General features: G+C 42.7%; 12 protein-coding genes. 7 read left to right on the top strand and 5 right to left on the bottom strand.

The features are described from left to right. The first annotated feature begins 295 nt into the window (after positions 1-295). Positions 296-1,714 carry an outer membrane protein transport protein gene (locus tag QL982_RS05535; protein ID WP_290162532.1) on the top strand — a complete coding sequence of 473 codons (1,419 nt, stop codon included), beginning with the start codon at positions 296-298 and terminating at the stop codon, positions 1,712-1,714. Between the two features lie 575 nt (positions 1,715-2,289). On the opposite strand, the gene putP is transcribed toward QL982_RS05535, so the two are convergent. After that, on the bottom strand, positions 2,290-3,789 hold the full coding sequence (gene putP, locus QL982_RS05530) for a sodium/proline symporter PutP (protein ID WP_290162534.1): 1,500 nt from the start codon (positions 3,787-3,789) through the stop codon (positions 2,290-2,292). A 481-nt stretch (positions 3,790-4,270) separates the two neighbouring features. Then, complete coding sequence (locus QL982_RS05525) at positions 4,271-5,143, bottom strand: LysR family transcriptional regulator (RefSeq protein WP_290162536.1); 873 nt, start codon at positions 5,141-5,143, stop codon at positions 4,271-4,273. A 354-nt stretch (positions 5,144-5,497) separates the two neighbouring features. Between QL982_RS05525 and leuC the strand changes: the two genes are divergently transcribed. The 6 genes from leuC to QL982_RS05495 all read left to right on the top strand — a co-directional run bounded on the left by leuC (position 5,498) and on the right by QL982_RS05495 (position 12,054). After that, a complete protein-coding gene (gene leuC, locus QL982_RS05520; RefSeq protein WP_290162538.1) occupies positions 5,498-6,916 on the top strand; it encodes a 3-isopropylmalate dehydratase large subunit in 1,419 nt (472 codons plus the stop codon). Positions 6,917-6,930: 14 nt separating this feature from the next. After that, complete coding sequence (locus QL982_RS05515; protein WP_290162539.1) at positions 6,931-7,260, top strand: hypothetical protein; 330 nt, start codon at positions 6,931-6,933, stop codon at positions 7,258-7,260. A 105-nt stretch (positions 7,261-7,365) separates the two neighbouring features. Next, positions 7,366-8,028 carry a 3-isopropylmalate dehydratase small subunit gene (gene leuD / locus QL982_RS05510; RefSeq protein ID WP_290162540.1) on the top strand — a complete coding sequence of 221 codons (663 nt, stop codon included), beginning with the start codon at positions 7,366-7,368 and terminating at the stop codon, positions 8,026-8,028. 141 nt (positions 8,029-8,169) lie between these two features. Further along, the gene (locus QL982_RS05505) at positions 8,170-8,916 is read left to right on the top strand and encodes a hypothetical protein (protein ID WP_290162541.1); all 747 of its coding nucleotides are present in this window, start codon (positions 8,170-8,172) and stop codon (positions 8,914-8,916) included. Positions 8,917-8,982: 66 nt separating this feature from the next. After that, the gene (leuB, locus tag QL982_RS05500; protein ID WP_290162542.1) at positions 8,983-10,086 is read left to right on the top strand and encodes a 3-isopropylmalate dehydrogenase; all 1,104 of its coding nucleotides are present in this window, start codon (positions 8,983-8,985) and stop codon (positions 10,084-10,086) included. A gap of 798 nt (positions 10,087-10,884) precedes the next feature. After that, positions 10,885-12,054 carry a L,D-transpeptidase family protein gene (locus QL982_RS05495; protein WP_290164334.1) on the top strand — a complete coding sequence of 390 codons (1,170 nt, stop codon included), beginning with the start codon at positions 10,885-10,887 and terminating at the stop codon, positions 12,052-12,054. A gap of 241 nt (positions 12,055-12,295) precedes the next feature. Here QL982_RS05495 and infA read toward each other — a convergent pair whose 3' ends face one another. The 3 genes from infA to QL982_RS05480 form a co-directional block, all read right to left on the bottom strand. After that, positions 12,296-12,517, bottom strand: coding sequence for a translation initiation factor IF-1 (gene infA, locus QL982_RS05490; RefSeq protein WP_021814850.1), 222 nt, complete (start codon positions 12,515-12,517; stop codon positions 12,296-12,298). Positions 12,518-12,638: 121 nt separating this feature from the next. Continuing rightward, entirely contained in the window at positions 12,639-13,478 is an 840-nt protein-coding gene (gene truA, locus QL982_RS05485; RefSeq protein WP_290164333.1) for a tRNA pseudouridine(38-40) synthase TruA, read from the bottom strand. A 42-nt stretch (positions 13,479-13,520) separates the two neighbouring features. Beyond that, positions 13,521-14,606, bottom strand: a complete 1,086-nt coding sequence (locus QL982_RS05480) for an asparaginase (RefSeq protein WP_356645032.1) — start codon at positions 14,604-14,606, stop codon at positions 13,521-13,523. Positions 14,607-14,769 lie beyond the last annotated feature (163 nt).

The raw sequence follows: 14,769 nt of genomic DNA, 5'->3' as shown, positions 1-14,769 counted from the left end.
GGATGGAAAATGACTTATCTAAATTGTTTTATGATATTTGTCCTAGCCATAACAGTTTTATTTTGAACTGACTATATGAAAAAACGCACACCAATGAGCAGAAGTAAACGACAGTATCCAATTTGTACTGTTCAGTCATAATTGGGAAATAAAGCACTTTAATTGTTGTTTTAGTGTCAAAAAGGCATTAGTATTCAACTTAGGACACGACTTTGATAACTTCAATGTTAAGCGCAACAATGTTATATATTGGTTGTCAAGGTAGTAATACAACAAGGACCGTTGGAGATACACAATGCGCACCACCTTTCATTTGAAAACCCTTGCAGTAGCAATCGCTACGCTTTCTGTTGCTAGCGTCACCAACGCTGCTGGTCTTGATCGTTCAGGTCAAGATGTCACTGCTTTCTTTCAAGATGGTACTTATGCTGAAGCTGTTTATACTTATATCGATGCAGATGTGAGTGGTTACGATAGCGCTAATGCCAACCCTTCTCAAAATGCTTATGAACGTGGTGATGAGACGGGTGATATTGCTGAAGCTTATGATTTCTTCCGCTATGGTGTGAAAGCTGATATTAATGATACTTTTAGTGTTGGTGTCTTATACGATGAACCTTTCGGTGCGGCTGCTGAATACACTCAAAGTAACTTCGTATCGCAAGGAGATGTTGACGCCTCTATTGCTTCTATTACCAATGGATTAGTGCCAAGTCTTGCAGCTGCAGAGGGTGCAATTGATAGTCTTGCCCCATTCGATGGTTCTTTACCTGAAGAGCAGCAAGCTACATTAGATAGATTGCGTGGAGCAGTAGCAGTAGCACAAGCTGAAGCAGGTACTGCGGGCGAAAATACTAATGTAGAAGTTCGTAGCCAAAGTCTAACGGGTATTCTTGGTATGAAATTTGGTGCTGATAAAAACTTCCAAGTTTATGGTGGTCCAGTTGCCCAGCGTATTCAGTCTGAGACAAAATTACGCGGTTTAGCTTATGGACCTGCGAGTGGCTACACGTCAAACAGTAATCCTGATATGGATTACGGCTATATCGCAGGCATTGCTTATAGTAAGCCTGAGATTGCCTTAAAGGCGGCTTTGACTTATCGTTCTGAAATTGATCACAATATAGAAGTATCTGAGACCTATCCTCTAGTGGGTCTTAGAGCTGCTGCTGCTGGCGCCACTCCAGAACAAGCCGCTGCAGCCGCAAATAGAAACAGCAAATATGAGATTACTACTCCTAAATCAGTCAACTTTGATTTTCAGACAGGTATCAATCCTACAACATTAGCAACAGCAAAAGTACGCTGGGTACCATGGAGTGATTTTGTCATCACACCACCACTGTATAACGATGTTAGTAAAATAAGTTATGGCCCTGATGGACTAAACTTGGTTGAGTATGAAGATGATCAATGGCAAGTAGAGCTTGGTCTGGCGAAACGCGTCGCACCTGCCCTTGCGATTAGCGGTACGGTTGGTTGGGATAGTGGTGCAGGCAATCCAGTTACTTCGTTAGGCCCTATTGAAGGTTACTATAGTGTCGGCCTTGGTGCGAAATATAATGTTACTGAAAATTGGGCTGTATCAGCTGGTGGCAAATATTTGTGGTTCGGTGATGCAAAAGGACAGTTACCTAGTGATAAACTCGTTGGTGACTTCCAAGATAACGATGGCTATATCGCTGGTGTGAAGATTTCTTACCAAGCGAAATAATCTGATTTTATAATGGCTAGATAATCGAAAAGCGACCTGTAATGGGTCGCTTTTTTAATGAGATTTTTAGTAAGATATTGAGGACATACTCTAGGGGATGTTTGATATTAGATCTAAGGCTAAAACTGCCCCCAGTTCTATATAAACAGTGCGTTGTGAACCTCGTTAAGGCATGAGCATTACCATCATTTTACGCCTTGTCTGGAACATATAGTCGGTGCAATACTAAACTGCTACGGCGTTACCCTCCTTAGATGTACTACGTGTACAATCTGCAGTCGGCTGCCTTGTGCCCACTTTAGAGTTCTTTGACTATAGCTTAGATAAAACGCAGTGATCAGCAGTGCTTATTTGTGAATATTCAACACGGCCTAGGATATTTTAGACATTAGACTAGTGCTCGTTCATTTATCATCAAACATCTGATAACACGCTCTATACTCATGTATCGCTTGCCCTCGATTATTTGGTGTCAAAATTACAATCGATTAACACCAAATAACCACTCATAAAAAAACCTCGCCAAATAGTGACGAGGTTTTTTTATAGCGATAAGGTAAAGTTGCAGCATAAACTTATTTATTTAAGTTTAGCTCCATTTCTTTGTACTTAGCAGAAACTGAAGGTCGTGGACCACCAGTCATGATACTAACTGCAAAGATAGCAATAGTACTTAAGATAAAGCCTGGAACGATAGCATATAACCAGCTATTTAATGCCATACCATTCATCTCAAAAGGCCCATAAATCCATAAGATAACAGTCAATGCACCAATAACCATACCGGCAACTGCACCATTACGGTTCATACCACGCCATGTCAGACTGAAGATAACCAATGGACCAAATGCAGCCCCAAATCCTGCCCATGCGTTAGAAACCAATTTCAATACTGAACTGTCTGGATTAGAGGCAAGCATGATAGATACCAGAGCAACCGCTACAACAGAAATACGACCAACTAATACTTGGCGAGCTTCTGGTGCGTCTTGATCAAAGAATAGTTTATAAACATCTTTGGTTAGAGAGCTTGATACCACCAATAGCTGTGATGAAATGGTACTCATAATGGCTGCTAAAATAGCTGCTAATAAGAAACCTGAAACCAATGGATGGAATAAGAACTGAGTGAACACTAAAAAGATCGTCTCAGGATCGTCTAGAGTCATAGAGGTTTTTTGTACATAGGCACGACCAGCAAAACCAGTCATTAATGAACCAATAAGACTAACAACCATCCAGCTCATACCGATATTACGTGCTGTCGGAACATCTTTGACTGAACGAATCGCCATAAAACGTACGATAATATGCGGTTGGCCAAAGTAACCTAAACCCCATGCCATTAACGAAATAATACCGATGACACTCATACCGCTAGTAACGTCTAAAAGGGTAGGGTCGATATTTCTAACCGCTTCTGTAGTGGCTGAAATACCACCAAGATCAGTAAAGGCAACAACAGGTACGATTACCATGGCAAAAAGCATGATAACGCCCTGCACAAAATCGGTCATTGATACAGCTAAGAAACCACCAAACAAGGTGTATGCGACAACCACACCAGCAGTCACCCAAAGGCCAGTGCTATACGATAGGTTTAGCGAGCTTTCAAAGAGCTTACCACCACCAACCAGACTTGCAGCGGTGTAAACGGTAAAGAATAGAATGATGACCACGGCTGAGATGACGCGTAGCATGTGCGACTTGTCTTCGAAGCGGTTGGCAAAATAATCAGGTAGGGTGATGGCATTGTCAGCCACTTCGGTATAAACACGAAGACGCGGTGCCACAATGAGATAGTTCAATAACGCACCTAGCGTCAAACCAAGCGCAATCCAAATACTGACCACACCATCGGCAAACATATAACCAGGCAAGCCAAGTAATAACCAACCTGACATATCTGATGCACCTGCAGAAAGTGCGGTGACTGCTGGGCCCAAGTTACGACCGCCTAACATATAGCCTTCGGTATCATTGGATTGCTTAAAATAAGCGTAAACTCCAATCCCAAGCATCACTAAAAAATAGGCGCCAAGTGATATCAGCACGCCACTAGAAACTCCGTTCATATAAATTGTCCTTAACCAACATAGTTGGCTGTAATTATTTTTAACTATAAAAGTTCTATCTTATAAGGCGATGTTTAAAACAATATTTAAAGACAAAAAAAGCCATTAATTAGGACATAATGGCTTTTTTCAGTATTACTGTTAGTTTTATATGATTGATGTCGTTCGATGGCTAGCACTCATATAGAGATAGAGAACAATGGGAATTTCGCATTCCGTTTATCTGTTGTGATTGCTCGCATCTGCTATTTATATATGAGTATTAGCAACTTATATAACCAATCATTTGAAACCATTAAACCTACTGACTACCATCATATCTTACTAGAAGTGTTCAATATATGACTATCAGTGTCCTTGTGGTAAATTTTTGTTATAAAAAACAACGTCAGGCGTATTATAACGCATGATAGACACAAATGCGAATAACGTATCTTTTGGGTCTACCAATACGCGCTGGTCATAGTATCGCGCGCTATTTTTATTCAATAGGCGCAAGTAAGTCTAACAAAGCGGTCACACTACTAGATTGGGTCAATTTTGGATTGATGACGACACCTAAGTAGCGCTGTAATTCAATATTATCGGCCATATCGATACGTTCTAAATCCTGACTGATCATGGTTTGCGGTAATACGGACCATCCCAGCCCAACAGACACCAGCATACGAATAGACTCTAGTGGATTGGTGCTCATCGTGGCATAAGGTTTTAGATTGTGCTTAGCAAATTCAGCCAACGTAATCTGACTGGTAAAAGTGTTCGCAGATGGCAAAATAGCAGGGTATCGTGCCAATTGCTCTAAGGTGACATTAGACTTGGTCGCTAACGGTGATAGAGTGCCCGTCATAAAGTAGAGAGGATCTGACCATAGCGTGTGATAGGTCAAGCGTTTGTCGTATACAGGCGGTAGGGTGACAAAAGCCAATGACAGATCACCATCCAAGACCGCTTTATGTGCTTTTTCGGAATCAACGAAGTGAACTTCTAGCTGTACTGCAGGATAAGCTTGAATAAAGTGTTTCAGCACTGGCGCTAGATGGTGCAGGCCAATGTGATGGCTCGTACCAATGACTAATTTGCCAGACACGATATGCTGAGAATGTTGCAAGTTAATCTTAAAATTCTCATAATCTTCTAGCCAACGCTTGGCATGAGGTAGCATTTCGCTGGCCGCTTGGGTGGGTACAATCCCGCGTCCTACTGTATCAAACAAAGTAATATTAAACTCGTCTTCTAAGTTTTTGATGCGTTTACTGACGGCAGGCTGAGTGATAAAGAGTTTCTCTGCAGCACCTGAAATACTGCCAGTGTGCATAACGGTAACGAATGTCGTCAAGTTTGTGGTGTTCAAACGAATGTCCTTAGCTACTTTGTGAGCTATAAATAAAAGTTGGCTAACCCAATCACAACGTATTAGAAATAAAAGTTTGCGTCTGGTTAAAAATCATCAATTATTATTATAGGATTTGCCTGCTATAATCACAAGACATCGAGACGTATTATGACATATTTATTCCATTAACTTGTTAATTGGCGGTATAAAGCTTGGTTTTTAGCCAATGACAGTGATAAATACTGATAATAAGCATCGACGATATAGACGTTAGTCAATCTTTAGTACAACCCTAGCTTAGCCTCTTGTAAGAAAACGATACTTACAAGTAAGCGAAAATCGAGTAATTAGCAACCAATAAAGGATAGCAACATGGCCGGTCAAACGTTATATGACAAACTTTGGAACGCTCACGAAGTCACTAAGCGAGATGATGGTTCGAGCCTGATTTATATCGACCGCCATCTGTTGCATGAAGTGACGAGTCCGCAAGCATTTGAAGGGTTGGAGCTGGCCAATAGAGCGCCATGGCGTCTATCCGCCAATATTGCCAGTCCAGATCATAACGTGCCAACTGTCACCAAAGAGCGCTTAGAAGGGGTTGCTGGGATTAAAGACAAAGTGTCACGCTTGCAGGTTGTCACTTTGGACGATAACTGTGCCAAATTTGATATCGCTGAGTTTACCATCAACGATGCGCGTCAAGGCATTTTGCATGTCGTCGGCCCTGAGCAGGGCTTGGTATTGCCAGGCATGACCGTCGTTTGTGGTGACTCACATACCGCGACACATGGGGCGCTTGGTTGTTTGGCACATGGTATCGGAACGTCTGAGGTCGAGCATGTATTGGCCACTCAGTGCTTGATTCAAAAGAAATCAAAAAATATGCAAATTCGTGTCACTGGTCAGCTTGGTGCTGGCGTGACATCCAAAGACGTGGTATTGGCCATCATTGCAAAAATTGGCACCGCTGGTGGAACAGGACACGCGATTGAATTTGCTGGGCAAGTATTTGAAGACATGAGCATGGAAGGTCGTATGACTGTCTGTAACATGGCGATTGAAGCGGGTGCGCGAGTAGGCATGGTTGCGGTCGATGACATTACCATTGATTATGTGAAAGGTCGTCCTTATGCCCCAACAGAGTCACAATGGGCACAGGCTGAAGAATACTGGCGCACATTGTATTCAGATGATGATGCAGTATTTGATACTGTGGTTGAGATTGATGGTAGCCAAATAGCACCGCAAGTCTCTTGGGGCACGTCACCTGAGATGGTTGTGGATATCACGCAATCTGTACCGACACCAGATCAAGCCATTGATGACGCTCAAGAAGAGGGTTGGTTACGCGCTTATACCTACATGGGGTTAGAAGCAGGTCAGAAAATCACTGATATTCAGCTTGATCGTATCTTTATTGGGTCGTGTACCAACTCGCGTATCGAAGATTTGCGTGATGCGGCAGCGGTAATCAAAGGCCGAAAAGTGGCTGATAACGTCAAAGAAGCGATCGTCGTTGCAGGTTCTGGACAAGTGAAGCTGCAAGCAGAGGCAGAAGGCTTAGATACGTTATTTACCGAAGCTGGTTTTGAATGGCGTGAGCCGGGTTGTTCGATGTGTCTTGCCATGAATGCCGATAAACTTGAGCCGCAAGAGCACTGTGCCTCAACCTCCAACCGTAATTTTGAAGGTCGTCAGGGTAATGGTGGTCGTACGCATTTGGTTAGTCCTGCGATGGCAGCGGCAGCCGCACTGGCGGGTCACTTTGTAGATGTACGCACGTTTTAAGGCTTCTATTATTAATGATTGATTTTGAAGTAACTAGAGATTCTGTCTGTATGGGTGATGATGTTGACGCGCCTCATTATGCTAAATTAAGTCTTGAGTCTAATCTACCTTTAAAAGAGTTAGTAAATACAATTTTAAAGAATTATCAATTAGCTAGTGTCGCAATTCCTAAGGTCTACTGGATATGCGAAATGAATGGTATTCATGTTGCTACTATTACAGTCACTGAAGACTCGTTTGAAAGTATTAAATTTGAAGAAGGCTGTACGGTTCCTTTATATTCATTTAACAGCGTTCGTTTCAAGTACTCTTGGTTAATTTCAATTGAACTATATAGGATTTAGGAAGATGCGTCATACTAAAAATAGATATTACTGACCTTACTCTATCTATTATTCACCTCACCTTTAAATTTTTAAAAATATAAACTGAATAGAAAAGGTAACCTTATGCAAGCTTATAACACCCAAACTGGTATCGTTTGCCCGCTTGATCGCGCAAACGTTGATACCGACCAAATTATTGCAAAACAGTTTTTGAAATCTATTAAACGCACAGGTTTTGGCGTCAATTTATTTGATGATTGGCGTTATCTTGACGAAGGCGTGCCTTCTCTAGATGACGGTCAAAACAATAGTAATCGTCCGCTAAATCCAGATTTTGTATTGAACAAACCACGTTATCAAGGCGCGACTATATTGCTGGCACGCCGAAACTTTGGCTGTGGCTCTAGTCGTGAGCATGCACCTTGGGCCTTATCAGAATACGGCTTTCGTACCGTTATCGCCCCGAGTTTTGCCGATATCTTTTATAACAACTGTTTTAAAAATGGCATGCTCCCAATTGTATTGGCGGAAGACATCGTCGATACGTTGATGAAAGCTACCGTTGCCAATGAAGGCTATGAGCTGACCGCAGATCTTGAGCGTCAGGTCGTTATTACGCCAACAGGTGAAGAGTATGCTTTTGAAGTGGATGACTTCCGCAAACATTGCCTATTGAACGGTCTTGATGATATTGGCTTAACTTTGCAACAAAGCGATGCTATCAAGAACTACGAGCAAAACATGATGCAAAAAACGCCTTGGATATTTAATGATGTACGAGCATGAACAATGAATCGGTCGGCTGTGGCTCATAAAACTGCTGAACAGTAGTAATGCAGCGTTGAGTTATAGTGGTGAACTGGCTAAAATGAAGGGTAGTTTTCTTAAAATATTTTATTATTTCTCTCATAGATAGTAGCCGCCATTATGAATAAAAAACGTTATGCTTTATGGACAAGTACGGTTGTCGCCGCAAGCTTATTGTTGTCAGGCTGTCAGCTACTGACTGGGTATCAGAAAATAGATGAGGCAGAGAATGCCAAAGCGTGGGCAGGCAAGATTCAACCAATTGCTGATGAAGTCAATATTGCCTGCATAGGGACTTATCACTGCGAAATTGCACGGATAGATAAGACACTCATTATAGGGGCTGATACTCATGAACCGATCAATCCTGCCATGCTGGTCGCACTGAAAGGTGCAAATGGGAAAGATCGTCTCGGTAATAAGCATGTGCAAACCTCAATGCACACAAACATGACTATGTCCCCACTTGCTCATAGAAATGAGATAAAAATTGTTCCTTTATCTGCGTCAGGCATGCCAGGGCTTACCAATTATTATGCGCGAGTAAAGCCTGCAAAACGTGAAATACAAGTTAATTTTTATCCACAAAATAACATGGGTTACGTTGAGCGTTTTGCGATGATTCATGACTTTGTTGACGCTGATACTTATCAGCTGCGCGCCTATCAAAAAAAATCGCACGACAAATCGGGTAGTTTGTTAGAGACGGCGTCACCTGAGCCTTTATGTGTTGAGTTATTGCAAGGCAGTAAAGTACAGCGTCGGTTCTGTAAGCAGTTAGACACAGATCATCAAGGTGAGTTTGTAGAGATCAGTATGGTGCAAGCGGTATCATCAGCACCCAAAGCTAAAAAAATTGCAGCATAAAATATGAGTGTTAAGCGCTCAAACACGCCCTAACCAACCAATAAAAACATATCCAAAAGGATTAATATGGCAACGATTTTAACATTAGCGGGCGATGGTATTGGCCCTGAGATCATGACTCAAGCCATTGATGTACTAAATGCGGTCAATAACAAATTTGCATTGGATTTGACACTTGAGTCTGGCTTGATTGGCGGCGTAGCTATTGATGCAACGGGTGAGCCTTTGCCTGACGAGACGTTAGCACGCGCCCGAGCAGCAGATGCGGTCTTGCTAGGCGCTGTCGGTGGTCCTAAATGGGATGCCATCGAGCGTAGTAAGCGTCCTGAGCGCGGTCTACTCAAGATTCGCGGCGAGCTTGGTCTGTTTGCCAATCTACGTGTGGCAAAGCTCTATCCTCAGCTAGTCAATGCGTCAAGTATCAAGCCTGAGATTATATCGGGTTTAGATTTGCTCATCGTTCGTGAGCTGACAGGCGGTATCTATTTTGGTGAGCCGCGTGGTATTCGCACACTAGAAAATGGTGAGCAGCAAGGCTATAACACGATGGTGTATAGCACCAGCGAGATTCAACGTATAGGCAAGGTTGCATTTGAGTTGGCAAAAACGCGTGCTCAGGCAGCAGGCACAGCCGCCAAGGTTTGTTCAGTAGATAAAGCCAATGTCTTAGAAGTCACCGAACTGTGGAAGCAGACGATGATAGAGATGCAGCAGGCAGATTATACTGATGTGGCGTTATCGCACATGTATGCGGACAATGCCTGTATGCAATTGATCAAAAACCCTAAGCAGTTCGATGTCATGGTAACGGGCAATATGTTCGGTGATATCTTATCTGATGAAGCGGCGATGTTGACAGGGTCTATCGGCATGTTGCCATCAGCAAGTCTAGATGAAGACGGCAAAGGCATGTATGAGCCTTGTCATGGTTCAGCGCCTGATATTGCGGGGCAAGATAAAGCCAACCCATTAGCGACTATCTTATCTGTTGCCATGATGCTGCGCTATACTTTTAAACAAGAAGCCGCCGCCCAAGCGATTGAGCAAGCGGTGAGCGATGTGCTTGACGATGGTCTACGTACACTGGATATCTTAGACAGCAGTGAAGCTGGACTCAAGCAAGTCGGTTGTAAAGAAATGGGTCAAGCAGTTTTGGCCAAATTGATATAAGCCAGCCAATTCATTAGGGTCTGTTGAACATTCAAATATTAGGGCTGCTGATTGCTAAAATTGCACCAAATTAGGCGCAAGCCGACGATAATGTCGAGACCTTAACTAGGATTGCAACAACGTTTGGGGTGATTTTAGCATCAGCCTTTCAGGGCAGTACTCTTTTTTGCCAATATATGGCGAAATTGTCTAACCTAGAATAACTAGGCGTCAAAAATTTCACTGCATATTGTCTAAAAAATAGTGACTGCCAGCACCACATTTGAATGTTCAACAGACCCTACAGATTATTTTGGTATAACATTTTTTGACCGTCTTATTTTATCAACTATATGCCCATAAGCTATTCAGCAGCTTATGGGTTTTTGTTTGAATGGCTCTTTAGCGGTAACACATGAGACCAGATAGTTGTAAAAAAGCACCTCTTTTAACACAGACACCAAAAGAGCAGGGTTTTATTAACATAAAGCTGTTATATGCTCACAGGAGAATATGACACCATTAACTGCGTATAAGTGGCTAAACCCGTATAGTCAAGTCTATATAAATCCGCTACATCGTCATCCTCGCTAAGCATACTAATGTATAACTTGCACTCGGTTTCCTTGTATCGAAATTATATTGAACTGACTATAATACTGTTTAGGCAATAAACGATAAAAAATGTTTTAGGGCATATCTTAATTCATCTCATTTTTATATCTTTTTTTAAAATGAGTACACGCCCTAGTCAAGGTGTCAAAAAATCAAAAAAAAGCCTTGATAACACCCTATATTGATAAAAATAAGGAGCATGATGTGTATCAGCTAAAAAAAATAAGCATCGCAGTCGCCATGATTGGGCTGTCGACCGCAGGTTTTGTGGGACAAAGCGTGGCAGCGCCATCAGACAGTACGAATGTAAATAATCAAGTGATGACCAGTATTGCACAAAACACAGCTGATCAAGTCAGCGCTGATAAAACCAGTGCTGTTATGGATGTCAGTCCAGTAACCAATGGGGTGAGCCAAAAGTTAACCGGTGATAGTAAAGCAGAAATATCATTAAATAAGCTTTTACCTACTATTAAGTATACGACCGAAAACCTATCGAAAACGGCAGAAAAAGTAAATAATGCCAGTTGGAAAGAAGGCGATGATATAGATCACAATATCGCTACCAAATTGCAGGCATTACTAAACTGGCATCATAATAGTGTGGGCTCTGTAGATGGTTATTGGGGTAAAAACACTCGCAAAGCCATGCAAACATTTCAACAAGCCAATGGTATGGCCGTCACTGAGGCGCTAAACGTTGAGACGTGGCAAGCATTAACAAAAGACGAAGCGCTCATGGCACAGCCAGTGCTGGTCAGTTATCAGCTAAGTGAGGCTGACGTCAATATCAAGACCACAGACATACCTGCTGGTGCAGAAGCCAAAGCCAGCATTGAGGGTTTATATTACGAAAGCATCACAGAAGCGCTGGCAGAAAAATTCCACATCAGTGAGAAATACCTCAAGGCACTGAACCCTAATGCTAATTTCACTGCGGGTGAGATCATCACTGTCTATAATCCTGGCAACCCGAATACCAAGCCTGTCCATCGTGTCGTCACTGACAAAACCACTAAAACGCTATATGCTTATGATGACAAAGGCAATTTAGTCGCCAGTTATCCAACCACAGTGGGCAGTACAGCGACACCGTCACCAACAGGTACACATACGGTAGAGGTGAAGGTGCATGAGCCTAACTATACTTATACTGCTCCTGACGGTCGCAAGTCTATTTTGCCGCCAGGTCCCAATAATCCAGTTGGCTCGGTATGGATTGGGCTCAGCAAGCCTTCTTATGGTATCCATGGCTCACCAGACCCTGCCCATATTAGTCGTCAGGCCTCGGCGGGCTGCATACGTCTAACCAACTGGGATGCACTAAGTCTTTTAGGTGTCATCAAAAACGGTGCAACGGTTGAGATTAATTGAATCATAAAAAGCAGACAAAAAAATACCGCTGACATTTAGCGGTATTTTTTATGGTAAAAACAGACAGCCAATACTAAACAACTAAAACATTGATAGGCAATAATGAGCAGGTTAGCATTTTCATTATTATTATCAGTTACACTACCCAAGCGACTATATCAGCTATCAGCGATAACGCAGCTATTCGGCTATTAACTGTATTTTTATCAATACTTTCATAACCACTTTAGTTAGCAGGTATTTAGTTTTTACCACGGTATGTGATACGACCTTTAGATAGGTCATAAGGGGTCATTTCAACTTTAACTTTGTCACCTGTCAAGATACGAATGTAATGCTTACGCATCTTACCAGAGATGTGCGCAATGATTTCGTGTCCGTTTTCTAAACGAACTTTGAACAAAGTATTAGGAAGGGTATCAATGACTTCGCCTTCAAATTCAATAATATCGTCTTTTGCCATAATTTGTATCAATCAATTAAAAAATAAGCCCATATTATACGTAAGTTAGCAGATTAAAGCAATACGAACCTGCTTTTGACTTGACAGCATGTAAGTGATATGTATGTCAAATTATATTGATTTAGTCGGGCAAATTTAACCAAACTGGCGTTAATGGTGCATTTGGCAATAAGCGTTGAAAGCGTTCAGGATAGTAGGCATTGATGAAATATAAGCCATCTCCTGAGGCAGTGGGTGGGGCAATCGTCCGATCCTTTTTATGCAAAATATTCAAAAAATCGGCTGGTTCTAGTTCATGTCGACCGATGGCGTATAGAGTGCCCATCAAGTTACGCACCATGTGGTGTAAGAATCCATCTGCTTGAATATCAAACACAATAAATTGCCCATGAGCAAAAAGGTTGGCATGGCTGATGGTACGTACGGGCTGATTGGATTGGCAGGCCGCCGCACGGTAGCTGCTAAAATCATGAGTGCCAACGATATCGGCTGCTGCCTGCTGCATCGCTGCTAAGTCGAGCGGCTCATAGATATGCGTGACTTGATGATTGAGTATCGCAGGCCGCTGTGCTTGGTTGAGCGTGATGTAGCGATAGCGACGAGCAATGGCGCCAAAGCGCGCATGAAAATCAGCGGGCATCGGCTGGATCCAGCGTAGCGCAATGTCGTCAGGTAATAGACTGTTGACACCGCGCAGCCAGTTATTAGTGGGGCGGTAGGCGTGAGTCGAGAAGTGAGCAATCATATTGCTGGCGTGCACGCTGGCATCGGTACGCCCAGCTGCAATGACTTCTACTGTCTCATTGGCGACTTTGCTGATAGCAGTTTCAAGCGCTTGCTGTACGCCTAGCACTTCTCGTTGCCGCTGCCAGCCATGATAATGCGTGCCCAAAAATTCAATAGCAATCGCTAAGGTATAAGTTGGCGAACGTTCAGACTCGATGATTTCAGTTTCAGACATTGTGGTTTTTAAACTTATAAAATTAAGGGGATTAAGAGTGGTTTATCGTTTTTTGATACTGGTGCCAGTTTGACTGACATTGTTCAACCAGCGCTGTCTACGCCTTGCTGGGCTATCGTAGCGGAGTAATAACCATAATAACCGTGCATAAATAGCAGGAATGGTCAAACGGCCACCAGCTATGACATGATGGTCATATTGCCAACTGCCTGCTGCATAGCTGTCGCTAACACCACCAAATGGCGATTGGCTAGCGCAGACTACCATATGACCCTTGTGATAGGCCTGCTCTAGTGACTCTGCTAGCGCTGCTGAATAAGGAACGTTACCTGCCCCAAATCCCAGTAGTATAATGCCGCATGGTGGCTGCGATAATAAAGCCTGTAGCTGATCAGTCAATACCTGAACGTCATTAGGTAAGCAATATAAAGCATGAATACGCACTTGCTTGGCCTGAGCATCAATACAACCAAGTGCTTCCTGTTGATCATCCAACCAATGTTGGCGTCGGCTATCTGGTAAGTTTTTACTATAACTATTGGCAGGATATGCCGCTCGAGAATGACCCGTAAAGGCCATCAAATCATGACTATGAATTTTTTGCACCGTTTGTGCAGGCCATGATTCGCCGCCAAAACCAATCTTCACACCTGATTCACCAGCCGCTGCCAATTTTAATGAATCGGTAAGGTTGTCCCAAGCATCGCTATGAGTATCTATAGTATAGGAGTGTACTTGTTCGCTGTCTAATAACGGGCGCATACTGCCAGTGACGATCACGCAAATATCACTACCAGCAAAAGCCTCTGCTAAAAATGCCCCTAAATAGCTTAGAGTATCTGTGCCAGTAATTAACACAAAACGTCTATCACCCTGCCTATAAGCACTGAGTAATAGCTGATAGAAATGCGTAAAATCGCTGGGCGTGAGTTGGCTACTGTCTTTAATTAATGCGTTGTCAAGCCATGATATTTGAGGCAAATAATGGATAGGGTCTTGCTCAGCCAGTAATTGCTGTAGAGTCGGCAAAAATACTTCTGCGGATAACGGTGCTAAGGGTCGACCATAGCTACCAAACGTACCACCAGCATAAATCAGTTGAACGGGGTCGGAAACAGTCTTTGTCATAACAGAAGAAGGCATAGTATGAGCCGCAATAAAGAAATATGTGATAAAAGAAACGCTAAGGGTGGATAGTAATAGCGTGCGGTAATAGTAATAGCGCTCGGTAATAATAAATAGTATGAAGGTTAAATGCAAAAAAAATCAGCAAGTATTCTGATGATTATAG

Source organism: Psychrobacter sp. 5A.1 (genome assembly GCF_030407455.1).
Classification (GTDB): Bacteria; Pseudomonadota; Gammaproteobacteria; order Pseudomonadales; family Moraxellaceae; genus Psychrobacter.
Note: the sequence above shows the minus strand (reverse complement) of the source record. Positions and strands in the feature narration are given on the sequence as shown.

Coding starts and splice junctions, on each gene's coding strand:
- QL982_RS05535 (WP_290162532.1), top strand. CDS start 296: ATGCGCACCACCTTTCATTTGAAAACCCTTGCAGTAGCAATCGCTACG.
- putP (WP_290162534.1), bottom strand. CDS start 3,789: ATGAACGGAGTTTCTAGTGGCGTGCTGATATCACTTGGCGCCTATTTT.
- leuC (WP_290162538.1), top strand. CDS start 5,498: ATGGCCGGTCAAACGTTATATGACAAACTTTGGAACGCTCACGAAGTC.
- QL982_RS05515 (WP_290162539.1), top strand. CDS start 6,931: ATGATTGATTTTGAAGTAACTAGAGATTCTGTCTGTATGGGTGATGAT.
- leuD (WP_290162540.1), top strand. CDS start 7,366: ATGCAAGCTTATAACACCCAAACTGGTATCGTTTGCCCGCTTGATCGC.
- QL982_RS05505 (WP_290162541.1), top strand. CDS start 8,170: ATGAATAAAAAACGTTATGCTTTATGGACAAGTACGGTTGTCGCCGCA.
- leuB (WP_290162542.1), top strand. CDS start 8,983: ATGGCAACGATTTTAACATTAGCGGGCGATGGTATTGGCCCTGAGATC.
- infA (WP_021814850.1), bottom strand. CDS start 12,517: ATGGCAAAAGACGATATTATTGAATTTGAAGGCGAAGTCATTGATACC.
- truA (WP_290164333.1), bottom strand. CDS start 13,478: ATGTCTGAAACTGAAATCATCGAGTCTGAACGTTCGCCAACTTATACC.
- QL982_RS05480 (WP_356645032.1), bottom strand. CDS start 14,606: ATGACAAAGACTGTTTCCGACCCCGTTCAACTGATTTATGCTGGTGGT.